The organism is Candidatus Sulfotelmatobacter sp., assembly GCA_036500765.1.
Taxonomy (GTDB): domain Bacteria; phylum Acidobacteriota; class Terriglobia; order Terriglobales; family Acidobacteriaceae; genus Sulfotelmatobacter.
Window position 1 is genome coordinate 114,153 of record DASYBM010000017.1, and the last position, 22,498, is coordinate 136,650.

At 58.9% G+C, this 22,498-nt stretch carries 20 protein-coding genes and 1 tRNA gene; 6 read left to right on the forward strand and 15 right to left on the reverse strand.

The genetic code is table 11. The features are described 5' to 3' along the window. Positions 1 to 45: 45 nt before the first annotated feature. A complete protein-coding gene (locus VGM18_20835; GenBank protein ID HEY3975459.1) occupies positions 46 to 3,075 on the reverse strand; it encodes a hypothetical protein in 3,030 nt (1,009 codons plus the stop codon). Between the two features lie 216 nt (positions 3,076 to 3,291). Next, positions 3,292 to 5,529, reverse strand: coding sequence for an ATP-dependent DNA helicase RecG (gene recG, locus VGM18_20840; protein HEY3975460.1), 2,238 nt, complete (start codon positions 5,527 to 5,529; stop codon positions 3,292 to 3,294). A 143-nt stretch (positions 5,530 to 5,672) separates the two neighbouring features. On the opposite strand from recG, the gene VGM18_20845 reads away from it, so the two are divergent. Both VGM18_20845 and VGM18_20850 read left to right on the forward strand, forming a co-directional pair. Then, complete coding sequence (locus tag VGM18_20845; protein ID HEY3975461.1) at positions 5,673 to 5,876, forward strand: hypothetical protein; 204 nt, start codon at positions 5,673 to 5,675, stop codon at positions 5,874 to 5,876. Between the two features lie 88 nt (positions 5,877 to 5,964). Continuing rightward, positions 5,965 to 7,452, forward strand: a complete 1,488-nt coding sequence (locus VGM18_20850) for a sensor domain-containing diguanylate cyclase (protein HEY3975462.1) — start codon at positions 5,965 to 5,967, stop codon at positions 7,450 to 7,452. 14 nt (positions 7,453 to 7,466) lie between these two features. On the opposite strand, the gene VGM18_20855 is transcribed toward VGM18_20850, so the two are convergent. The 4 genes from VGM18_20855 to VGM18_20870 form a co-directional block, all read right to left on the reverse strand. Continuing rightward, entirely contained in the window at positions 7,467 to 8,618 is a 1,152-nt protein-coding gene (locus tag VGM18_20855; GenBank protein ID HEY3975463.1) for a PDZ domain-containing protein, read from the reverse strand. Positions 8,619 to 8,713: 95 nt separating this feature from the next. Continuing rightward, entirely contained in the window at positions 8,714 to 9,925 is a 1,212-nt protein-coding gene (locus VGM18_20860; GenBank protein HEY3975464.1) for a hypothetical protein, read from the reverse strand. Between the two features lie 191 nt (positions 9,926 to 10,116). After that, positions 10,117 to 11,079 carry a HEAT repeat domain-containing protein gene (locus tag VGM18_20865; protein ID HEY3975465.1) on the reverse strand — a complete coding sequence of 321 codons (963 nt, stop codon included), beginning with the start codon at positions 11,077 to 11,079 and terminating at the stop codon, positions 10,117 to 10,119. A 110-nt stretch (positions 11,080 to 11,189) separates the two neighbouring features. After that, positions 11,190 to 11,813: a sigma-70 family RNA polymerase sigma factor gene (locus VGM18_20870; GenBank protein ID HEY3975466.1), complete on the reverse strand. Its 624-nt coding sequence runs from the start codon at positions 11,811 to 11,813 to the stop codon at positions 11,190 to 11,192. A 405-nt stretch (positions 11,814 to 12,218) separates the two neighbouring features. Here VGM18_20870 and VGM18_20875 point away from each other — a divergent pair, with 405 nt between their 5' ends. Beyond that, positions 12,219 to 13,316 carry a hypothetical protein gene (locus VGM18_20875; protein ID HEY3975467.1) on the forward strand — a complete coding sequence of 366 codons (1,098 nt, stop codon included), beginning with the start codon at positions 12,219 to 12,221 and terminating at the stop codon, positions 13,314 to 13,316. Between the two features lie 10 nt (positions 13,317 to 13,326). Here the strand turns inward: VGM18_20875 and rplI are convergent, their stop codons facing one another. The 8 genes from rplI to VGM18_20915 form a co-directional block, all read right to left on the reverse strand. Then, a complete protein-coding gene (gene rplI / locus VGM18_20880; GenBank protein ID HEY3975468.1) occupies positions 13,327 to 13,782 on the reverse strand; it encodes a 50S ribosomal protein L9 in 456 nt (151 codons plus the stop codon). 135 nt (positions 13,783 to 13,917) lie between these two features. Then, the gene (gene rpsR, locus VGM18_20885; protein ID HEY3975469.1) at positions 13,918 to 14,301 is read right to left on the reverse strand and encodes a 30S ribosomal protein S18; all 384 of its coding nucleotides are present in this window, start codon (positions 14,299 to 14,301) and stop codon (positions 13,918 to 13,920) included. A gap of 111 nt (positions 14,302 to 14,412) precedes the next feature. Then, a complete protein-coding gene (gene rpsF / locus VGM18_20890; protein HEY3975470.1) occupies positions 14,413 to 14,835 on the reverse strand; it encodes a 30S ribosomal protein S6 in 423 nt (140 codons plus the stop codon). Between the two features lie 86 nt (positions 14,836 to 14,921). Continuing rightward, complete coding sequence (gene pth, locus VGM18_20895; GenBank protein ID HEY3975471.1) at positions 14,922 to 15,521, reverse strand: aminoacyl-tRNA hydrolase; 600 nt, start codon at positions 15,519 to 15,521, stop codon at positions 14,922 to 14,924. A 77-nt stretch (positions 15,522 to 15,598) separates the two neighbouring features. Further along, the gene (locus VGM18_20900; protein ID HEY3975472.1) at positions 15,599 to 16,342 is read right to left on the reverse strand and encodes a 50S ribosomal protein L25; all 744 of its coding nucleotides are present in this window, start codon (positions 16,340 to 16,342) and stop codon (positions 15,599 to 15,601) included. Between the two features lie 109 nt (positions 16,343 to 16,451). Beyond that, positions 16,452 to 17,507: a ribose-phosphate pyrophosphokinase gene (locus VGM18_20905; protein HEY3975473.1), complete on the reverse strand. Its 1,056-nt coding sequence runs from the start codon at positions 17,505 to 17,507 to the stop codon at positions 16,452 to 16,454. A gap of 103 nt (positions 17,508 to 17,610) precedes the next feature. After that, positions 17,611 to 17,684 (reverse strand) — tRNA-Gln (locus VGM18_20910). 247 nt (positions 17,685 to 17,931) lie between these two features. After that, entirely contained in the window at positions 17,932 to 19,113 is a 1,182-nt protein-coding gene (locus VGM18_20915) for a 4-(cytidine 5'-diphospho)-2-C-methyl-D-erythritol kinase (GenBank protein ID HEY3975474.1), read from the reverse strand. A gap of 280 nt (positions 19,114 to 19,393) precedes the next feature. Between VGM18_20915 and VGM18_20920 the strand changes: the two genes are divergently transcribed. After that, positions 19,394 to 20,290 carry a carboxypeptidase-like regulatory domain-containing protein gene (locus VGM18_20920; GenBank protein HEY3975475.1) on the forward strand — a complete coding sequence of 299 codons (897 nt, stop codon included), beginning with the start codon at positions 19,394 to 19,396 and terminating at the stop codon, positions 20,288 to 20,290. Positions 20,291 to 20,446: 156 nt separating this feature from the next. Here the strand turns inward: VGM18_20920 and VGM18_20925 are convergent, their stop codons facing one another. Further along, positions 20,447 to 21,184, reverse strand: a complete 738-nt coding sequence (locus tag VGM18_20925) for a hypothetical protein (protein HEY3975476.1) — start codon at positions 21,182 to 21,184, stop codon at positions 20,447 to 20,449. A gap of 69 nt (positions 21,185 to 21,253) precedes the next feature. On the opposite strand from VGM18_20925, the gene VGM18_20930 reads away from it, so the two are divergent. Together VGM18_20930 and VGM18_20935 are read left to right on the forward strand one after the other, a co-directional pair. Then, entirely contained in the window at positions 21,254 to 21,553 is a 300-nt protein-coding gene (locus VGM18_20930; protein HEY3975477.1) for a hypothetical protein, read from the forward strand. A 135-nt stretch (positions 21,554 to 21,688) separates the two neighbouring features. Further along, on the forward strand, positions 21,689 to 22,498 hold the full coding sequence (locus VGM18_20935; protein ID HEY3975478.1) for a gamma-glutamyl-gamma-aminobutyrate hydrolase family protein: 810 nt from the start codon (positions 21,689 to 21,691) through the stop codon (positions 22,496 to 22,498).

A 22,498-nucleotide genomic window follows, 5' to 3' on the forward strand; every position in this document is an offset into this window, starting at 1 on the left:
GCAAAGTAAGGAAATCGAAAGGAAGCAATCTTGGTCGCTGCTAAACTAGTGAGATATGACGTCCTCTACTTCCTTCTCAATTTCCGAGATCGCAATTGGAGCAATTTTCGCCTGCTGTAATTGCTGATTGAGTTGCGGCAGGCGCGTTGTTTTGAATTGACTCCATTCGGCGACCGCCATCTTCATCGCAGCGCTGGATTCCTTGTAGAGGGCGATGGCCTGCGACGGGACAGTCCGATCGCCACTTTCCACGACCCGCAGCGCGGCGGCCAAGCCCGAGTTTGCTTTCTCCAGCCCCAGAGCGGGTGCGTTGCCGTCTAGAATCTTCCGAATCTCCGCCGCCGGGCTGGCGACGATGGCATTGAGATCAGTCTGCCCTGGCGAAAGTTTCGTTTGCAAATCGGACAGGCGGGTCTGCAAGGAATGAATTTCTTCCACGGCACGGCGGCTCTGTAAAGTTTCCTGGTAGATTTGCTGGCCGAGTTCGAACTGCTGCTCCAGTTCCGCGGTCGTCGCCGTCGACCGCGGGTCCATATCGATCTTGAGAGGTTGAGTCGAGGTTTTGCCATCAACCGTGAGCCGCACTTCGTAATCACCCGGCACCGCTTTCGGCCCGCGCGGAGCGCCGTAGTCGTCATCGATCGCATCCCCAAAAGTGTCGCCGGCCCAGGTCAGGTTCCACACGAAGCGGTGCATACCAGGAGTTTTCTCCAGAAGCTGAGGTTTCGGAAACCAGCGCTCGGCAATCGGCAGCGACGGATGCTTGCTCCCTTTGTCATTGTCCGATGAAAAACTACGCCTCAGGTTTCGCTTGCGATCGACGACTTCGAGTTTGATGTGTTCTGCGGGAGATTTGAGGACGTAATCAACCACAGCGCCATTCGGTGGATTGTCGGCCGTCGGCTCCTCCGGCGGCAGCGGGGTGCCGAGGAATCCATCGTTATCCACGCGTATCGCGGTCGCCGGGCGAAACAGCCAGGCGCCAGTTGCTTCATGCGCCTGCCGCAGCGGCGCGATGTCGTCGAGAATCCAAAACGAGCGCCCGTGCGTGGCGACGATTAAGTCGTCGCCGTGAACCGTCATATCCCGCACCGAAGTTACGGGCAGGTTCAACTGCAACGACTGCCAGTGATCGCCGTCGTCAAAAGAGACATAGATGCCGAATTCCGTTCCGGCAAAAAGCAGGCCTTTCCGATTCGGATCTTCACGAATGGCCCGCACAAACGATGGAGCCCGAATGCCCTCGGTGATCGCCTGCCACGTCTCACCATAGTCGCGGGTTCGATAAATATAGGGAGTCTGATCGTCGAGCCGATGCGCATCCACGGCGGCGTAGGCCTCCCCGGCGTTGAAGTGCGAGGCTTCGATAAATGAGACTCTGGTCCAGTTGCCGATTGCGTTCGGAGTCACGTTCTTCCAACTCTTCCCGGCGTCGCGGGTGATATAGATCAAACCGGTGTCGCTGCCTGACCAAATCAAACCACCGTCCAGACCCGAGGGCGCAATCGTAAAGACCACGCCGTAGCCACGTTGTCGGGCATTCTCAACGGTCGGCGGACCTTCATTATTTGCTGCGGCATGCTTCGTTCCCGCCCCAAACGCCGCGCCCGTGAGATCGGGGCTGATCGCGCTCCAATGCAGGCCGCCATCCGCCGTTTTCATCACGTACTGCGTGCCGAGGTATAGCGTAGTTTTATCGAAGGGAGAAAACAGCAGCACAGGCACCCAGGGATCGCGATACTTGCGCGCCGCGATCTCCGTGCCAAAAGTTTGCACGGGCCAAGGCGTAACGTCCTGGCTGAATGAAGTGCGAAGGTCGAAGCGCGCCACGCCTCCATAGGTCGCGCTGACAAAAAGAATGTTGGGATCTTTGGGATCGAGTGCAAAGTATCCGGCTTCGCTGCCATTCGCCGGAAACCAATCGCGTGGCGTGATCTGCCCATGATCGGTGCGGCTGAAAACTGCGGCGCTTCCGCTGTCTTGCTGCGGGCCATATACCACATACGGAAACCGATCGTCGGTGATGACGTGATAAAGCTGCGCCGTGGGCTGGTTGTACCAGGAACTCCAGGTCTTGCCGTAATCCACGCTGATGGTCGTTCCCTGGTCGGTGCCCAGAACCATGCGGGCGGAACTCTTCGGATCGACCCAGATCTGGTGATAGTCATCTCCGCCGGGCGCACCGCGCAGCACGGAAATCGTCTTGCCGCCATCTTCCGATCGCAAGAGCGCAACGTTGGGAATGTAGATTACATCTGCATTCTCCGGATCGATCGTAATGTTGCCGAAGTACCAGGCGCGGCTGGTGAGGCGCTTGTCGGCATTTTCGAGAGCCCAGCTATCGCCGCCATCGTCGGAGCGGTAGAGTCCGGATTTGTTCGCGTCGTCGATCAGCACATATACCCGCTTGCCATCAGACGAAACCGCGACCGCAGGACGGCCCCAGTCTCCATCTGGCAGACCGTTGCCGGTGAGACGCGACCACGTTTGTCCGCTATCCTGTGAGCGATAAATCCCGCTGCCTGGTCCATCGATCGGCGCATAGGTGCTCCACGGTGGACGCCTCGTGTGCCACGTGGCCGCAAATAAAAGGTTCGGCTGATCGTTCGCGATCGCCAGATCCGCAACGCCAATCTCCGGGCCTTGATCCAGAACTTTCGACCAGTGCGCACCGCCGTCGGATGATTTGTAGACACCACGATCTTCATTCGCAGCGTAGGCGTGACCGAGTGCTCCTACGAACACGATGCTGGGATTGTGTGGATCCACCACGATCCGGCTGATCTGGCGCGTGCCTCGCAATCCCACGTTCTGCCAGGTCTGGCCTGCATCGGTGGACTTATAGACCCCATCGCCGGACGCCAGGTCCGAGCGAATGTCCGATTCGCCGGTTCCGGCGTAAATTGTTTTGGGCTCGGACGGTGCGACCGCAAGCGCCCCAATCGCAGCAACTGGCTGGCTATCGAAAATAGGGGTCCACACCACGCCGGCGTCCGTCGTCTTCCATACGCCGCCGTCCACCGCGCCGAAGTAAAAAGTGCTCGCATCCCCCGGGACTCCTGCCACGGCCGCCACACGGCCCCCGCGAAATGGCCCGATCAGCCTCCATTTGAGACCTGAATATAATTCCGGAGCAACGGACTGTCCCGCCGCTGAAATCAAGGCAACGAGAAATGTCGCGACCAGGGAGAAAGACAAGTTCCGCAAGTTATTTGTCGTCATGTTGTAGTTAGCCAGTGTAGCGAAAGAAGCGAAGGTGCGGCAGGAATTTCGGCTTGGAGTTACTCCGGGTCAACCAACCTCGACCAGGCCGTAAGTGTGCTGCCAGAGCGCGCGCATGTGCACCAGAGCCCGGCTGATTTCTGCGGCGGAGATTTCGTCGTCCGGGCCGGCGATTACGGCGGCCGCTTCGCGCTTGGCAGCCTCCAGTAACTGCGCATCGCGAATGAGGTTGGCAATGCGGAAGCTGGGCATGCCGGCCTGGCGCGTTCCGAAGAATTCGCCGGGACCGCGCAGTTCGAGATCGAGTTCGGCGATCTGAAAGCCGTCATTGGTATCGACCATAGCCTTCAGGCGCTTCTGTGCTTCCTCGGTAACTTTGCCGCCCGTCATCAGGATGCAATACGATTTGGCGGCGCCGCGTCCAATGCGGCCGCGCAACTGGTGAAGCTGGGCCAGGCCGAAGCGCTCGGCATGTTCGATCACCATAACGGTCGCATTGGGCACATCCACGCCGACTTCGATCACCGTGGTTGCGACCAGAATCTGCAACTCGCCCCGCTGAAACATGCGCATGACCTGATCTTTCAGCTCAGAGTCGAGGCGGCCGTGAAGCAGGCCAACTTTCAAATCTTTGAAGATGACGCCGCTGAGATCGCGATACATCTTGACGGCAGCCTTGAGTTCGCTCTCTTCTTTCCCCGCAGTCAGATTTTCGGCGATCACCGGATAGACTACGTAGGCCTGGTTTCCAGCCGCGACCTGTTTGCGTACGAACTCCCAAACTTTCGTCGACTCCTCGTCTGAACCGCAACGTGTGACGATGGGCGTGCGCCCCGGAGGAAGTTCGTCGAGCACGCTCAGGTCGAGATCGCCGTAGAGCGTGAGGGCGAGCGTGCGCGGGATGGGCGTTGCGGTCATGACCAGGACATCAGGCTCAGCGGGCCGAGCTTGTGGGGAGGCTGCCGAGCTTCGCTCGGCCGGACGGCCGAGGGCGGCCGTTCCCGCATGAGGATCTTCAGTACCGTCGCCCGACTTCTTCATCAGCTTCAGCCGCTGCATGACGCCAAAGCGATGCTGCTCGTCCACGATCACCAGTCCCAACCTGGCGAACTCCACTTTTTCTTCCAGCAGCGCATGCGTGCCAATTACGAGTTGGGCGTTGCCTTGCGCGATGTGCCGACGGACTTCACGTTTGCGGTCGGCCTCAAGAGACCCGGTCAGCAGCACGATCCGATAGCCGGCATTTTCCAGAATCCGCCGCGCGGAAAAATAATGCTGCTGCGCAAGAATCTCCGTTGGCGCCATCAGCGCCGCCTGACAACCGTTTTCAATCGCAATGATCGCCGCTTCAAAACCGACGATCGTCTTCCCGGACCCCACGTCGCCTTGCAGCAAACGCCGCATGGGATACGGCTTTTGCATATCGCCGGCAATTTCCTTCAGCACGCGCTTCTGCGCGGTTGTGGGATGAAAGGGCAATATTTTCTTGATCGCCGCCCTCACTTTGTCATCCAGGCAAAAGGCGAATCCGGTCTGGGCCTTCTGCTGCCGCCGCTTCAATTCCAGACCGAGTTCGACGAAGAACAGCTCGTCGAAGATCATCCGAATGTGCGCCGGCGTCCGCGAAGATTGCAAGGCCTCGAAACTTTCGCCGGGCTCGGGCCAGTGCACGTTCCACAAGGCCTCGCGCGGTGAGATCAATCCCAAGCGAGCGCGCACGGCTGCCGGAATGGGATCGGCCAGCTCCGGCGTAAGATTGTCGAGCGCGGTGCGGATTGCGCGCCGGAACCAGCGCGGGGTAAGGCGTCCGGTCGCCTCGTAAATGGGAACGATGCGACCGATCTCCAAAGACTCTGCGGCTTTTTTCTCTGCCCCGTTCTCGCCGGAGTCGGCGGGATCGCCCAGAATCTCAAACTGCGGCTGAACGATTTGCAGCTCCCGGCTGCGTTGATCTTCTTCGACCTTGCCGTAGAGCGCGATCATCTGTCCGGGCTTGAACTTGTCCTGGAGGTAAGTCGCGTTGAACCACAGGCAGCGCAATTTCGCGCGCCCCTGGCCGACGGTGAGCTGGAAGATCGGCGCACTGCGAGTGCGGAAAAGCCCTGAGTTGCGCACTTCCCCAATGACGGTCGCCATCTCGCCTGCTCGTAATTCCGCAATCCCCCGTGGGTTCAACCGGTCTTCATAACGGAACGGCAGATAGTGCAGCAGATCTCCAACCGTGTAAATCCCTTTACCGGCGAGGACCTCCCCAATACGCGGACCCACGCCCTTCACATATTGAACGGGAGTAGAGAGTTCGAGCATACTTTGGCCAAGCCTGTTACTCCAGAGCGCAGCGTTAGCACCGCCGTTGGCGATGGCAATGCAGGCGTTCGGGGATCTTCTTTACCTAAAGAGAATGGTAGCAGGCGATTAAACCAGCTTCGGAAACTCACAGGAGATTGCCGGTGTCCAAACCATCAGTGCTCGTCAATTTCCTCCAGGCTCTTCTGGCGATCCTATTGGGCAATGTGGTGTACTTCGCTCTGGTTCCTTCCTTGCCGCCGGCGGCGCGGCACCGCCCTATGCGGATTGATCTGGGAATGGTTCTGGATTTTTGGTTCTGTTTGGCCGTCTACGGCTTGATCCGCACCGCAAGAAAATGGCGATAGGTCTTTAAGGCTCTGAAAGCACACACCCAGGCCAGTTACTTTCGGAACGTCGGTAACCCCTATCCTCAGACGTACAATTCGTTCAAAGATGCCGAAACTTGCGGTGTTATACGAAGCAGGCCAGGCGGTGCTTTCCACCTTTGATTTGGACGAGGTGTTGCAGCGCATTCTGGCCATTGCTCGCGACTACTTTCATCTGCAAAACGTGGCCATCCTGTTGCTCGACCAGGAGGCCGGGCAGCTCTGCGTGCGCTCGCAAATCGGCTGGGATCCCGGCAAAGATAAGATCCGCCTCGGACGTCACGAGGGCATCACGGGAGCCTCGGTCCTCAAAAAGCATCCGCTGTACGTTCCCGACGTGAGCCAAGATTCGCGTTATGTCTGCGCCGCACAGTCTACCCGCTCCGAACTGGCGATTCCACTCATGGTATGCGACGAGGTGGTCGGCGTGCTCGACTGCCAGAGCGACAGAATCGATCGCTTCGATCCGGAAACCATAGAGTTGCTGACTTTGTTTTCCACGCAGGCCTCCATCGCTCTACAGAATGCGCATCTTTACTCCGTGGAACGCCGGCGCGCCCGGCAACTAGAAGCCATTAATACCATTGCCCAGCAGAGCACTGCCATCATGGATTTGGAAGAGTTGCTGGCGCGCGTGTGCGCCGTAATCCAGAAGGCCTTTCAAGTTTCGCACGTGTCGCTTCTGTTGCGGGAGGAAGGCGACCTGGTGATGCGGGCGCACCAGGGGGCGCTCACCCCGTGCCTTCCGCTGGGAGGGCGCTTTGCTGCAAATCAGGAACCCTGGTCGCGCATGATCGCCACCAACGGCACCGTTATTGAGAAAGACTTGAGCTCGACGCCTGAACCCGAGCGGATATTCCGGGAATCGGCTTCGCGCATGAGCATTCCTCTGATTTCGTTTGGCCAGACACTGGGCGTGCTCACGCTGCACAGCGCGCAGCGCAATGCCTTCCGCGAAAGTGAATTGCAGTCGCTCGAATCGGTGGCCGACATTTGCGCCAATTCGATCCAGAATGCGCATTACGTCGACCGCGTCAAACAACTGGCGTATCTCGATGGTTTGACTGGCATCTTTAACCGCCGATTCTTCGAGCTTCGCATTGTGGAAGAAATCGAACGTGCCCGCCGCTACGACACCGGCATGGCCGTGATTATGGCCGACATCGACCAGTTCAAGAGGATGAATGATGAATTCGGACACCTGTTGGGCGACGAGGTGCTGCGCCAGGTCTCTTCGCTCTTTCACCAGCAATTGCGCAAGATTGATGTCGTGTGCCGCTACGGAGGAGAGGAATTCGCCATCCTGCTCACACAAACCAACACTCAGCAGGCTATTACCATCGCCGAGAAATTGCGGCGTTTGGTGGAGGGCTATCAGTTTCCGGGAGTGCCACGGACGGTAACCATCAGCGCCGGGGTCGCAGCCTTTCCCCACCACGGCACCGGCCGGGATGAATTGATTCGGTCCGCCGATAATGGACTCTATGCTGCGAAGCAGGCGGGACGAAATCGTGTATGCCTGGCGGGCGCGGCACGTGCCGCCGGCAGTGGTTAAGAGCGCCGAATCCGCTAAATATCGAACGAGTGTGCGTGAGATTGGTGGAGCAACTGATCTAATTCCATCTTCAGTTGTTTCTGGCTCTTCTCGAATTCCTTCATGAACTGCTGTCGCTGCGGCTGTTGCTTCCGAAATTCCTCCGCCCGCTCACGAAGCTTCTTCTGAGCGTCGCAGAGTTCCTTGCGTGCCTCGACCGCGGACTTTTTGGCCTGCTCTTGCACCAGTTCCATCATGGGTCCAAGATCGGCGACCTGATTCTGCGCGTCTCTGAGTTCCCGATTCGCATCCGCGTCAATCTGCGGCCCCGGAAGGCTCTCGAGTTCCTCCAGCAATTCGCCCGATTCCCTGCTTTCAGGCAGCGTCAGATTCAGAATCTGTTCCCTCTTTTCCCGGATCACTCCCACGGTGACCGGTTTCCCATTACGTGACCTTACGGCGTGCATGAAGTCACTGGTGTCGTGGACCGGCTCGTCATTCACCTTTACGATCACATCGCCTGCGCGAATTCCGGCCCTCTCGGCGCGGCTGCCTTTTTCCACCGATCGAACCAGCACGCCGTTGCCGTTCTTCACGCCGAAAAACTCTCCCAACTGCGGCGTAATGTTCTCCACGCTCAGACCGCTGCGCGCCGAGGTCGTAACTACGTTCACCATAATGGAGGGCACTTCGATATCCGGAATGTGGATCTCGGGAATTTTCACATGGACGTCCGGATTGGGCCAGCCGCGGGCAAACTCGCCGTGTTTGTCGGCCAGTTGCACCTTTACGCTCATAGCCTGGCCATCGCGGCTCAACCCGAAGCTCACCACGCGCCCGGGCGGCATTTCGTGGATCATCCGGCGCAACTGCGCTCCACTTTCAATGGTCGCGCCGTTCATAGTGAGAATGACGTCGTGCTCTTTGATGCCAGCTTTACCGGCGGGAGCGTCCTGGTCCACCATGGTAACTTCCACGCCCTTTTCCTCTTTCAGCTTGAGTGCGCTCAAACGTTCGGTGGTCACATCGGCGATGTCAACCCCGAGATACGAGCTCGTGCCGCTGTCTTCGCTCGAGAAAACGCTCCAGTTTTTCTCCGGCGAATCCGCTGACCAGTTCTGCGCCGCCTGCGAAAAAGTGAGGAGCGACGGCAATAACACGATGCTGGTAAGAACGTATTTGCGCATGGGTCACCTGTTTTCGTGAAGAGTCATTTAATTGACGATTCTTGATTGTCGATTGAAAAACCCGTGGGCTGTTAGTCAACAATCAAAAATAGTCGTTACTTGGCGCGCCTGATGCAGATGTCGCCAGACGACGTGCGCACCTTCAGCGTAGGGCCGCCGCCGTTCAGCTTGCCGTCGGCGGTCAGCGTCTTCGGGCCCCACTTGTCGCCTTCGCTGCTGATATGAATATCGGAAAAATCAGAAGTGATGCGATGCCCGTTGCCCATATCGACGCTGGCTCGCACGTTGATGGCGACGTCGGACGCAATATACACCGTGATATCGCCGGCGCCGGTTTCCAGATCGGAATCGTGACGTTCGGAGCCAGTATTCACCAGCTTCACCGTAATGCCGCCGGCGCCCGTTTCCGCGCTCGCCGAAGGCACGCCGATCAATTCAATGCCGCCGCCGCCGGTTTCGGCGTGAACGTGTCCCTTAGCCGACGCCAGGTGAATGCTGCCGCCCCCAGTGTCGATCTCGGCCGGGCCGCCGACGTCACTCAAATCCACGCTGCCGCCGCCCGTTGAAACCTTCACCTTGCCGCTGCATTGGCGAACTTCCACGGAGCCGCCGCCAGTCTCAATAGTCGCTCCTTGCGCGCCCGACTGGATCTCAACGGTGCCGCCGCCGGTTTCAGCTACAACTTTGCCGTTGGCATGACGGACTTGGATCGACCCCCCGCCGGTATGCAATGAGAGATCGCCGCTGACCGTTCCGACATCGATCGTTCCGCCGCCGGTTTCCGCGTTCACCCCGCCGCCAATGTCATCGAGTTTCATGCCGCCGCCGCCGCTCTCCGCTTCCACGCGGCCCGCCACTCCCGTCGTTTCCACGTTGCCGCCTTCGGTCTCGAGCTTGACCAGCGCAATTTCGCGCGGCACGTTGATGTTAAATTCACCGGAGAAATGATGGGGACGTCTCCCACCCTGCCACTCGCCGACGATCCACGCCGTGTCGCCCCTCACATAAGCTGTGATCTTGTACTGCTCGAATTCGCGACGGGCATCCTGCTCCGAAGAATTGCCGAAATGCGTATGAACGACGTAACTGATGCCCTGCTGCTGCCATCCGTGCACCACTACCGCACCCATGTCGACCTTCACTCGCAAATTCCTGGCCCCCGCCAGCGAGCCAGTGATCTCCTGACCCCAGGACCCGCCATCGTGGGTTACATGTGTTTCCTGCGCCGCGCTCAGCGAAAGAAAGCCGAGCGGCGCAAGCAGGGCCAGCACACCGGCCAGCCCGACGATTTGTAGCGCGCGTTTCAAAATTATTCCCTCAATTCTCGCTTACGTCGGCGAATGTTCTGTAGCGCCGCCGTCCCGGCGGCTGTCCGGACGGGCGTCCTCGCCCGCCGCGTCGAATCTGTTCCAAAGCCTTTAAGATCTCACCCTTCCTTCTCGCTGTCCTGCAGCGAGGGCGTGACGCCCTCGCGACAGCCGCCGGGACGGCGGCGCTACTAATCGATCTCCGGCAACTGCGCCAGCATGGTCCGCGCCTGCGACTTGATGTACTGGCTGGAGTCTTTCGCCGCCAGCGCCATCAACACTCCGCGCACGCTGCCGTCGGCCTTCACGGGCTCGATCAGCCGCAGCGCTTCAATGCGCACGCCCGAATTCGAATCGCTCACCAGCGCACGCAGCACAGCGTCGCGCACATTCGTATCGTTCTTCACGTAATTACCCAGCGCGTCCAGCGACTTCAACCGCACCCCGGGATTGGTATCGTTCTGCAACGTAAACATCAGAGCTTCGCGCACCTGAAGGTCGCTGCTGCTCTTTGCCAGCAGATCGACGGAATCCACCCGCACGCCGGAGTTGTAGTTGTTGCGCGCCGCGTACAACAGCAACTGCTGGATCCTCTGATCGTTCAGCGATCCCTGCGCCTCCTGCGGCGCGACGGTGTTGTACTTGATGCTGACCTGATCGGTGCCGGGGACAGGAGTGATGGAACTGATACTGGCGATGGAGGCGTCGGAGGGCGCGGTCTCGGCGCTCCCGGTAGTCGAAATCTGGGGTACATTCGCTGGCCGTGATCCGTAGATCTTGTAGGTGGCACCGACTCCGCCCGCAAAGCCGAGAATCAAAATCGCCGAAGCCAGAGCGGGCGAGAACTTCACTTGCCGCAGCCAGTTCATGGGATCAAATGCTAGCCGGCTGAAAAAGCTGCCCTGCTGAACCGTCTCCAATCCTTCTTGCAGCCGCATACGTGACGCCGCCAGCAGGTTCGGCGATGGATCGTTCAGCAATGGATCGGCCGCGCGATCCTGCGCCAGGAGCGCGTGAAAGGCTTGCTCCGCCTTCAGTTCCGCCGCGCAGTCGGCGCAGCGCTCCACATGCTGCTCCAGTTCATGGCGCGCGTCATCCGCAAGCTCGCCATAAACCTGCAACACGATATTTTCTCGAACCCATTCACATTTCATAAGCTCACCCTAATCAGTTCCTGCCACGACCACGAACCATATGGCGACAGCCGCCTCGGCTGTCCGGCGAAGGCGAAGCCAAGCCGCCCCGTTCCACAGCCACGCCACACTCATCTCATATCCGCCAGCGCCCCGCGCAACTTCTGCGTGGCCCGAAACAGCGTATTCTTCGCCGTCTCTTCCGTCGTCTGCAAAATCTCGCCCACAGTTCGCAGCTTCAGTCCGTGATAATGCTTCAACTCAAACACCATGCGCTCGCGGGGAGTTAACTTCTCCAGCGCTCCCGCGATGCGCGCTCCCAACTGCCGCCGAAGCAAGTCACGCTCCGGATTCGCTCCCGACCGCCCATCCGGCACCTGATCGAGCAGGTCATACTCGCCGCCGTCTGCGCCCTTCGCGACCGGAGCGTCCTCTTTGCGCACGTTTTTCTTGCGCAAATGATCGAGACACAAGTTGGTCACGATCCGGTAAATCCAGGTGTAGAAGGAGCACTCGAACCGGAAACTTCCAATATTCTTGTAAGCCTTGAGGAAGGCGTCCTGATAGACGTCCTGCGCGTCCTGCTCGGTGCCGGTAAGATGCAACGCCAGCCGCAACACCGCCTGATCGTAGTGGCGCACCAGTTCCTCGAAGGCGGCGCGGTTTCCGCGCTGGGCCTCCCGGATCAGCATCGTGTCGTCGATGCGCCGTTCTTGAGCTTGGCGATCCAAAGCTTGGCGAGCTAACGCAGCCATGCGGCCCCGCCCGGGGTCCTGATTTTCCCGAGTCTCGTTCTCGTTCGAATGGCTACCGCTGACTCTCTCCACTCTCTCACTCTTCGCAGTGAAGTGGCCTATCGAGTGGGCCCGTCCGCCAACCGCAAGTGGTAATGCCCATACCCCTGCCGGCATGTGTTGTCGTGTCCTCTACTGCCCGGTATTTGCCGTATCCGGGCGTGCACAGGAATAGACGGCGAATCAGCGCAACCGTGAGCAGAAATTATAGGCTGCCGGGGGATTTTTGGGGGAGCTAGATGATTCAGGGGCAGGGATTTAGGAGGAGACAGAACAGAGCCGAACAGCCGCTCGTCGCAGTTTGGCAAGAGAGATGCCCTGACGCTGAGGCAATACCAGTAACATTCTGCAATAATTGTTGCCCAGATGAGCAAGCTTGTTTTCATCATGGGCGCGGGTTGCTCGGTTGCTGCCGGCGCGCCGACGATGCCAAAGTTCCTGGATGTGGCGGAGTCTATTGGCAGGAGTAAAAAGCTCTTCGAGGGCGATCAAGAGAAGTTCGACTTGGTGTTTAAGGCCTACGACTGCCTACAGTCAATCTATTCGAAATCGTCCGAGATTGATCTTCTGAACATAGAGTCCCTGTTCGCAGCCTTCGAAATGGCGGAAACGACGGGAGCTCTTCGGGGATTGGCGAAGCCTAACTCCGCATCGCAGTTGGTACCCGCTCTTACGAGAACTATTGTGCGCACGATCGAGCTTTCAGTGAAGTTTCCCAGTAAAGGCGCACCGGTACCTTATGATCGATTCTGCAACTGGTGCAAGTCGAGGGCAGAGGACATTAGTATCCTCACGTTCAATTACGACCTGTGTCTCGACTGGGCGCTTCATCTGGGCGGACTCCGACCGAATTATCGACTGCCCAACGATCATCCTGAAGATCGAGGCTCAATCGACCTACTGAAGCTGCACGGAAGCCTCAATTGGGGATTCTGCGAACAGTGCGGCATCGTGGCGAAACGCCTTCATGCTCTCTCGCAGTTAGAGCTCGGCAGGGTGCTCAAGTTGGTCGGTCCTGACGATTTCAGGTTGGCGATCACTGACGCAATAGCACACCAAACATGCAGCAGGTGCTCGAAGAGCTTTCATGAGCAACCAGTGATTGTGCCGCCGACCTGGAACAAGGGCGGTTTTAGTTCAGCGTCGATGAGAACCGTCTGGGCGCGGGCAGCAGAGCATCTAGCAGAAGCCGAGCACATCGTCATCATCGGCTATTCAGTGCCGCCGACCGACCAGTTCTTCCATTACCTCTACGCCTTGGGAACAATGAGCGGGACCCGGGTAAAGAAAATCGTTGTGTACAACCCCGATGAGTCAATCGAAGGTCGTTACCGGCGGTTGCTTGGGCCAACCGCCATTAGTCGATTTAAGTTCATCTCAGGGCGGGACCCAATCAGCGGCTCTGAACTCGGCAGGTTCGAGAACGCCATCCAGAGGTTCGGGCGAGATCTCGAGAACTGGTGAACGAGCTCCCTTACTCTACCACCGCTTCCTTCTCGATCACCACTTTCAAGTGCGCCGTCACGTCCTTGTGCAGCTTGACTGGGACGGTGAACTCGCCCACGGTTTTCAGCGGCTCGTGCAGCTGGATCTTGCGGCGATCGATGTCCAGGCCTTTCTTGGTCAGCGCCTCGGCTACGTCGCTTGACGTCACCGACCCAAAGAGCTGATCGTGCTCGCCCGAGCGCCGCGTGAACGTCACCGACACGCCGTCGAACTGCTTGGCCAGTTCCTCGGCCTGGGTCTTTTCTTTGGCGGAGCGCCGCACCGCCGCTGCTTTCATCTGCGTGATGACGGCTTTGTTGCCCGCGTCGGCGACAATGGCCAGCTTGCGGGGAAGGAGATAATTCCGTCCATAGCCTTCCGCGACCTTGACCACGTCGCCGCGCGACCCTAGCTTCGCTACATCTTCCTTCAGAATGACTTCCATGAGATGACTCCAGTATTTCAATCTCAAAATCTTTTTCGCCACGGATTCGCGCGGATCAAAACGGATAGACCTTCGAAACGCTAAATCTCAAGAATTCAGATCCGTGAATATCCATGCAAATCCGTGGCCCAGGTTCTATGACGCTCGCCCCGCAAACGGCAGCAGCGCGATGTTGCGCGCCATCTTGATGGCTGCCGACAGGCGATGTTGATGCGGCGCGCAAACGCCGGTCAAACGCCGGGGCACGATCTTGCCGCTCTCGGCGACGAACTGGCCGAGCATGCGGTAATCCTTGTAGTTGATGTCTTCGATTTTTTCGACGCAGAATTTGCAAACTTTCTTGCGCCGGAAAAATTTGCGTCCGCCCCCGCCTTCGCGTGGAGGCCCGCCGGGGCCGCGTCCGCCGCCGCCAAATCGCGGGCGATCGCCACCAGGACGATCCCCTCCCGGACGATCGCCGCCCGAACGCGGCCTCTCACTCGGTGCCGATGGTGCTGCTGTTGTCGTTTCGTCAGCCATAATTCTCCATTCAGTGGCCAGTTTGATCAGTGGGTAGTGGCCAGTTAACAATCTGTCGTATGTGGATGGTGGGTCGGCTGGCCACTAATCACTGGCCACTGACCACTTTCTCTACGCCGTCGCCGGAGCTTCTGCCACCGGAGTCGCCGCAGGCTCCGATGCCGCTGCTGCCGGGGCTGCCGGCTGCGCGCTGACTTTCTTGCGCGCGTCGCGCAGTTGCTTGATTTTGTCGAGCCGCTTCTGCTCCTCATCAATACGTACGGTCAGGAACTTGATGACCGGCTCGGTCACGCGCAGACGCCGCTCCAGTTCGTGCATCACCGCGCCTCCGCCTTCCACGACCATCAGCACATAGATGCCTTCGTGGAAGCGCCGCACCGTGTAGGCGAGACGGCGCTTGCCCATCTTCTCGACCTTTTGCACGTTTCCGCCCGAAGTCGGCACAACCGCCGACAAAGTCGAGATCAGTTTGTCCAGATCTTCGTCCGTCATATCCGGGCGAACGATAAACATCAGCTCATAAATACGATTCATGCTTTTCTCCAAGTCCTTGGCCACCGATTCGCGCGGATCGTCACGGATAAATCAATTAGTCGTTCTTGATCCGTGTCGATCCGTGGCTAATCTTTTTCGTCTTCCGGCTTTCTGTTAAAGCGATTCATCGCCGCCGCCGGACCCTGTTTCAAAATCGTTTTCACCGCTTCTTCCGCAGTGTCGAGAACTCCATCTACAATCTTCAAATCTGCCTTGCGCATTGGCGATAGCAGGTAACCCTGACCATCGCTTATGTTGTGTTCCGGCGCTACGCCGATCCGGATGCGCAAAAAATCTTTCGTGCCCAGCGCCCCGATTATCGACTCGATTCCGTTGTGTCCCGCCGAACTTCGCCGTGTATGAATGCGCAGCGTGCCCAGCGGAAAATCCAGTTCGTCCTGAATCACAATCAGGTCCGACTCCGGGTTCGCCTCATACTCCTCGATCAATCCCCGCACCGAGACTCCACTCAGGTTCATGAACGTCTCAGGCTTGACCAAAAGCACTGACTCATCAACACCGTTTAAACCCGGCATGAGGGCGCGCGCCGTCAGCGCCCGGCACCGCCGGTTTCTCACTTCCACTCCCAGGTTGCCCGCGATTCGATCAATCGCCAGAAAGCCCAGGTTATGCGGCGTGAACTGGTACTCGATGCCAGGATTGCCGAGACCAACGATCAGTTTCACGCCAGATTAATTTCCTCCGCCCGCATGCCGGGCTTCGCCCGGCAGGACGGGCGAGGGCGCCCGTCCCTCCACAAGCGTCACTTCTTCTCTTTCTTCTCGGCCTTTTTCTCACCCTTCTCGGCCGGAGCAGCCTCGCCGCCTTCCTCGGTCTCCTGCTTGCCCTTCTTGATAACCTCGGGCTCGCTCGGAGCAGCCGCTTCCGCCGCTGCCGCGTCCGGAGTGGCCACAACCTCTTCCTTCACCGAGGTCACGTGCGCCACGGGCTGATTCTCATCTGTGATGAACTTGATCTTGTCCGAGTGCGGCAACTCCGAGACGCGCAGCACCTTGCCAAACGTAAGCTGGCTGACGTCGGCATCGATGTGGCTGGGAATATCTCCCGGCAAGCACTCGATCTCGACTTCGCGCAGCATCTGTTCCATGATGCCGCCCTCCTGCTTCACGCCGGCGGCTTCGCCAATCAGGAAGATCGGCACGCTGACGGTCAGCACCTTGTCGAGCGCGATGCGCTTCAGGTCGATGTGCAGCAGCGTGCCCTTGATGGGTTCGTACTGCCAGTCGACGATCATTGCCTTGCTATTCTCGGCCTTGGTGCTCTCGCCGCCACTCAAGGCAAGATCGAAAATCGTGTTGTGGCCGGTATCCGAGTGAAGAATGCGCAGGACATGCCGCGGATCCACGCTGATGGAGACTGAATCCTTGCCCGCTCCATACACGACCGCCGGAATCTTTCCGTCCTTCCGCACGCGCCGGGCATGGTTTTTCGTGCCCGCTTCCCGCGGTTGCGCTTCCAGTGTGCTCTGTTCCAATGTGCTCGCCATAAGTTCAATTCCCTTTACCGTGTTGTCATTCCGACCGGAGCCGGAGCATAGCGACGGCGCAGTAGAGGAACCTGCTTCTTTCCGGCGCCTGCAATAAGTTGTTATCCCACTAAGTAAACAGCTTACTCACCGAAGTCTCTTCGTGATTGGCCTGAATCGCGCGACCAATCAATCCCGCAATCGAGAGGACCGAAATCTTTCCTCCCTTTTCCGTTCGTGCCGTACCCGCTTCCGCGCTGAGCGGAATCGTATTGGTGACCACCACTTCCTTAATCACCGAATTGCGAATGTTCTCCACCGCCGGACCGGAAAGCACCGCATGGGACGCACATGCGTAAACCTCGGTCGCCCCGTTTTCCACCAGCGCCGCCGCGGTCTTGACCAGCGTTCCCGCCGTATCGATCAAATCGTCAATGATCAGGCAAGTCCGGCCGTTCACATCGCCGATCACGTGCATCACTTCCGCCACATTCATCTCGACACGCCGTTTGTCGACGATGGCCAGGGCCGCATCTACTTTCTTGGCGAAAAAGCGCGCCCGCTCCACGCCGCCCGCATCCGGCGAAACCACGGTCAAGTTCGGCAACGCCAGCTTGCGGAAGTGATCGACCAGCACCGGCGACGCGAACAGATGATCCACCGGAATGTTAAAAAATCCCTGCAACTGGGGCGTATGCAAATCCACAATCAACGCCCGATGCGCGCCCGCCGTGGTCAGCAGATCGGCCACCAGCTTCGACGAGATCGGACTGCGCGGCTTGTCCTTGCGATCCTGCCGCGCATAACCAAAGTACGGAATCACCGCCGTAATGCGCCGCGCCGACGCGCGCTTAAGCGCATCGATCATCAACAGCAGCTCCATCAGGTGTTCGTCCACCGGCCGGCAGGTCGGCTGGATCACGAACACATCGCCGCCGCGCACGTTCTCCTGAATCTGGACGTAACACTCGCCGTCGCGGAAGCGAATCACCTGCGCCTGGCCGCGCTGCATCCCGAGAAAGTTGCAGACTTCGTCGGCCAACGGCTCATTCGCCGTACCGCTGAAAATCTTGAACTTCTCATCCATCCGCGGACGCGGCCGGCGCTCCGTCTTCTCGTCCGTCACCGGTGGATTCTTTTTTTCAACCTTCTCCGTCTTATCGGGCGGCGTGACTAAAGTAGCCATGGTTAGTTCCGGGCTCCTGGCTGCTAGCTCTTGGCTTGAACCTTAGGCGCCGAAGCTCGGTTTGAGCTAAGAGCCAAAAGCTAACGGCCAAAAGCGCTTTTCTTGGCTGGGCCGCTAGGATTCGAACCTAGACAAAGTGCTCCAAAGGCACTTGACCTACCATTAGTCGACGGCCCAGTAGACAATTGTCGATTGTTGATCGAACCCCAGCCGGGGGTCGCCTTAATTGTCAATCATCAATCAAAAATCAACAATCAAAAACTCTCACCGACTCAACGAAGCCGCCACAACTCATGCGGCGACGGCCGCCCTCGACCGTCCAATCGAAAGCCTGCCCTGAGCGAAGCCGAAGGGGCGAAGCCGAGCGCCCCCAGGAAACTGTTCCTACCCCTGAACGCTTCCGCTCTCGAGCCATCCCACGCCCTCAACCGGCGACTACCCGCCGCCAGTAGGCCGCTCGCGTCAGTGTCACGGTAGCCTGCGCCGCCCACTCTTCACTCCGCAGCCTGGCCGCCGCCAGGTTCGCCGCTTTCCGCGAAGCAAAAAGCCCGTACAACGTGGACCCGGAGCCCGACAGCGATGCATATTTCGCGCCCGCGCGCAAAAGCGCACTCTTCCCACGACTCAGCTCGGGATATTCAGGAAAGACGACTCGCTCGAAGTCATTCTCAATCCCAGCCCGGACAAGCCAGAGAAGCGGATTCTCGGCCCGGCCCCTTTTTGCCAACAAATCAGAAGGAGCACTGGAGTGCATCTCGCTCAGCCACGCCGACAAACCGCGACTAAGCAAATTCATTCTATCGGAGGTATCCGCTACCGTCAATTTAGAAGCGCTCGTGGAGGGACAGACGCCCTCGCCTGTCCCCGGGCGAAGCCCGGTGGCTTTTGACTTCGACTCCTGTTGCGCGGAGCCGGACTTTTCCTGCGTGGGACCGGGCCTACGACTCGGCCCGGCCGAGCGAAGCTCGGCCAACCGTCGTTCAGTATTCTCCTCAGAACTCGACCCATGCGGCAATGCCTCGCGGGCAAGACTTCCCGCTCCACATGACCGGTCCCACTCCGCAAATGCCGCCGGCGTGGAAACCCCCACTTCCGGCGTCACCACGACACAGGCCATCGCCGGCAAATCCTGCAAGGGATAAACTTGTTCTCCACGACCTATTCCCAGCACGGTCCCACCCATCAGGAACAACGGCAAGTCCGATCCCACGATGGCCGCAATCCGCAACCGATCGGACGCGGACAAGCTCTTCCTTAGCGCCCGCTCCAATCCGAGCATCGTGGCCACGGCATTTGACGAAGCTCCGCCCAGCCCGCCCTGCACCGGCAACCGCTTCTCAATCTCGATGAGCACGCGCCCCTTGGCGCGTAGCGCGCGCATTGCCTCTTCCACGATGCGAAAGCAAGTATTCGATTCGTCCTTCGGCACGCGCGGGTCTGCACACCGAATCTCAATGCCTCGGCCTCGCCCCACGCTAATCCGAATTTCGTCATGCAGCCCAATCGTCTGATAAACGGTCAACAGTTCGTGAAAACCATCCGGCCGTGCAGCGCCAATCCGTAGCCCAAGATTGATCTTCGCGAATGATCGCATGGTGACAGTCATCAGGGGATGATTGTAGAGTTTCAATCGCCAATTTTCGACTTCTCATTTGGCGGCGCCGGCCTCATGGCCCACCCGTTCTACCACCTTGGTAATCTCGACCGAACCGCGTCGCAGGCGCACTCTAGCTTTACTGGAACGAAGCTTTACTGGAACGAACTCAGGACCGCCACCCCCTTGCGGCCTCCCCGTAGGAACTGGAAAGGCGAGAGCCTGTGCAATGGAAGTGCTGTCCGGAAACCCTGGCCCCATGCAGCATTTCCCAAGCAGGAAGTGAGTCGCGATGCAGGCACTCCTCGCGGGAAATGAATTTCATGCCTGGCGGATGAATGCGGCCCGCTGGAGCATTAAGGGGACGGGTATGAGTAATGTTGTTTGGCGCGGATTTTTCTTCACGTTTTTTCTGGCCGTGGCTGCTGCCCTGGCTTTCTCGCAGACGGACTACAAAGTCGTAGCCGTCGTCGACGGCGGAACGATTTCCGGCACCGTCAAATGGGCCGGGACAGTTCCCCATTCCCTGGACTTCCCCATCACGAAAGACCCACAGATTTGCGATCCGGAGTCCGCGAAAACCAGGGATATGGAGCGCCTGATCGTCGGGCCACAGGGCGGCGTAGCCAACACCGTGGTCTACCTCAAGAACATCACCAGCGGCAAAGCGATGGATCTGCCCGAGCAGCGCCGTCACCTCGACCAGAAGCGCTGCCGCTATATCCCGCACATTCTTTTGGTGCCCGAGAATAGCAATCTCACTATGCTGAGTTCCGACGCCACGCTGCACACCATTCACATGGATGGCGCCGCCACTTTCAATCTGCCCTTTCCTTTCCCGGACCGCCCCACCTCGCGAACCATGGCCACGCCCGGCATCGTCCACCTGCGCTGCAATGGCGGGCATGTCTGGATGAATGCCGAGATGATGGTCGTCACCCATCCTTACTACGCCGTCACCAGCGAAAACGGACGCTTTGAGTTCAGCAACGTCCCGCCCGGAACCTATCAGATCGTGGCCTGGCATGAAGGCTGGGGCCTGGCCGGCAAAGAGCAGGCCTACGATGTGCTCACCGAACACAGCGTGCAGCGCCCGGTGTTCAGCGAGGCGAAGACCTGGGAAAAATCGGTAACCGTTACCGCGAATCATCCCATCACCGTCAACTTCGTGATCTCGAACGGAAAGTAATCGGTTCCGTCACGGAGTTTCCCGGCATAAAAAGTGGGGGCACCAGTCTTATAGCGGTCTTAGCGACAAGACTGGGAACTACGACTGCCTTGGAAGTTGAATGGTTGCGATTGATCCGTGAAAATCCGCGGCGAAGGATTGTGGTCTGGCTCGGGCCTACCCGCGCCGCTTGTACAACACGGCAAATTCAAATCCCGTATTCGGCGGGAACAGTTCCGCAATCTTGCGCAGGCGCTCAGCCAGGGCCGATGGCGCCAGCAGAGGATAATCGCGCTCCCGCAGATCGTAATAATCGACGTCGAGATACAACGACAGCAGATAAATGGAAATCGTATCGGAAAAAGTGGCGTCCAGATATTCGTTCTTGTAGCGCTCGGCGTCCGGGCCGGCGGCCGTAGCCAACTTGCGTGCTTCCCAGGCATCGAGTGAGGTTTCGCCACGAACGCCTGCCTCCACCTGGCTCCAGGCCAGTTCGGTGAAGGCGCTGGAGACCCCGGCACGTTCGACCAGGGCGTGGCCGACGTTGATATAAAACTCAAAGGCCACGGAGAACTTGTCGTCCATCAGACGAGTCGAGATGAAGACGCACTGCGAATCGCCCAGATTCAAATTGCGATGGCAGACGGCGTTGTCGCTCAGCGCTACGTCGTAACGATCGGCGATGACCGTCTCCTCGCCCTGGCTCACCGCCAGCGGGACGAAGTAGTAGGCCTTGCGCTCGAGCGCGGCCGCGATCTTGGTTGGGACCGCGGCAATCATCCGCTCCAGATCGAACGAGTTGACCGCGACCTCTCCTGCCACGGCGTAGCAGATCCCATTCGTCGCCTGAGACACCGGCGTGACGCGAACGACGTCTGCGGGACTGCGCGTAATTGCCGGGGCTGCCTGCGACATGCTTACTATCTTATACACTAGCCAACACTTGGTTACGCCTGAGCCCTGGGATGATTTATCGTAGGGCCAATGTCCCCTCAACCGCCATCCCGCGGTCCACGCTGGTATGCGATTCCGCTACGCGTCACTGTGGTTACCGTGATCTGTACGCTGCTGTGTTTCGCGGTCATTCTGCTGTTGGCCATTCTCGGCACCGTAATTGTCGCCGCAGTGCGGGGTGCACATCCTGACATGCGCATCGCTTACCGGCACATCGCATTGCCCATGGCTCTGGTGGCGGGAGGGATTATTTTTATCCTCGCGCTCACGATGGAGATTCGGCATTATCGGCAGGCGAGGGCCTTGGCAGCGATTGAAAAAATGAGCTGACCCGCGTGCCAATTCACGTGGCGACAGGCGCCCTTCGACTTCGCTCAGGGCAGGCTCTCGGCCGTCCCGCAAAGCGAGGCGAGCGCGCCGCTCCTAATACCTGACGGTCGCGTCACAAGCGCTACAATTCAGATCATGCCGCGCATCGCCATCCCCATGCCGCACTCCTTCGACCTCGAGTATGCCGAACGGGCAATTCCGCAGTACGAGCGTGCCGTCACGATGGCCGGAGGGGAACCAATTCGGATCGCGCTGGATCAGGCTGCGGACGACATTGAGAAAACAATCCAGCGTTGCGACGGCGTGTTGCTCCCCGGCAGCAAAGCCGACGTCGATCCGGCCCGATTTCACGCGGCGCGGTCGCCGCATACGGCAGCCGCAGATTCGCGGCGCGATGCGGTCGACGATCTGCTGTTGCAGGACGCATATAAGTCAGGTAAGCCGGTGCTGGGCATTTGCTACGGACTTCAGAGTCTGAATGTGTATCACGCGGGATCGCTGGTTCAGCACATTCCAGATTTTCTGCCGGAGGAGAAGCGCGCGAAGGTGAATCACGAAGCCGGGAAGGATGTTGCCGTCGCGCACAGCGTCGCAATTCAGGAAGATTCCAGGCTGGCGGGCATCGTGGCGGGACACAACCGGCGAGGGCACGGCTTAAGCCGTCCCGACAAGCCGCAACCGAGAAACAGGGCTTTAGCCCTTGAGGGCAACGCTCTCATCCTGCCGGTCAACTCCTCTCATCACCAGTCCGCCGAAAGCATCGGCAACAGCCTGCGCGTCGGCGCCCGCTGCGCTGAGGATGGCATCATCGAAGCGCTGGAAGGAACGGCGTCTGATCATTTCGTGCTTGCTGTGCAGTGGCATCCTGAGCGCTCGGTGGATCACGATGCAGAGTCGCGGGCGATCTTCCGCGCGCTGATCGACTCCTGCAATCAACGCGGCTGA

Coding starts and splice junctions, on each gene's coding strand:
- VGM18_20905 (HEY3975473.1), bottom strand. CDS start 17,507: ATGGCTACTTTAGTCACGCCGCCCGATAAGACGGAGAAGGTTGAAAAA.
- rplI (HEY3975468.1), bottom strand. CDS start 13,782: ATGGAAGTCATTCTGAAGGAAGATGTAGCGAAGCTAGGGTCGCGCGGC.
- VGM18_20870 (HEY3975466.1), bottom strand. CDS start 11,813: ATGGCTGCGTTAGCTCGCCAAGCTTTGGATCGCCAAGCTCAAGAACGG.
- VGM18_20865 (HEY3975465.1), bottom strand. CDS start 11,079: ATGAAATGTGAATGGGTTCGAGAAAATATCGTGTTGCAGGTTTATGGC.
- VGM18_20935 (HEY3975478.1), top strand. CDS start 21,689: ATGCCGCGCATCGCCATCCCCATGCCGCACTCCTTCGACCTCGAGTAT.
- VGM18_20920 (HEY3975475.1), top strand. CDS start 19,394: ATGCAGGCACTCCTCGCGGGAAATGAATTTCATGCCTGGCGGATGAAT.
- VGM18_20855 (HEY3975463.1), bottom strand. CDS start 8,618: ATGCGCAAATACGTTCTTACCAGCATCGTGTTATTGCCGTCGCTCCTC.
- VGM18_20915 (HEY3975474.1), bottom strand. CDS start 19,113: ATGACTGTCACCATGCGATCATTCGCGAAGATCAATCTTGGGCTACGG.
- VGM18_20900 (HEY3975472.1), bottom strand. CDS start 16,342: ATGGCGAGCACATTGGAACAGAGCACACTGGAAGCGCAACCGCGGGAA.
- VGM18_20875 (HEY3975467.1), top strand. CDS start 12,219: ATGAGCAAGCTTGTTTTCATCATGGGCGCGGGTTGCTCGGTTGCTGCC.
- rpsF (HEY3975470.1), bottom strand. CDS start 14,835: ATGAATCGTATTTATGAGCTGATGTTTATCGTTCGCCCGGATATGACG.
- VGM18_20925 (HEY3975476.1), bottom strand. CDS start 21,184: ATGTCGCAGGCAGCCCCGGCAATTACGCGCAGTCCCGCAGACGTCGTT.
- VGM18_20850 (HEY3975462.1), top strand. CDS start 5,965: ATGCCGAAACTTGCGGTGTTATACGAAGCAGGCCAGGCGGTGCTTTCC.
- recG (HEY3975460.1), bottom strand. CDS start 5,529: ATGCTCGAACTCTCTACTCCCGTTCAATATGTGAAGGGCGTGGGTCCG.
- VGM18_20930 (HEY3975477.1), top strand. CDS start 21,254: ATGTCCCCTCAACCGCCATCCCGCGGTCCACGCTGGTATGCGATTCCG.
- rpsR (HEY3975469.1), bottom strand. CDS start 14,301: ATGGCTGACGAAACGACAACAGCAGCACCATCGGCACCGAGTGAGAGG.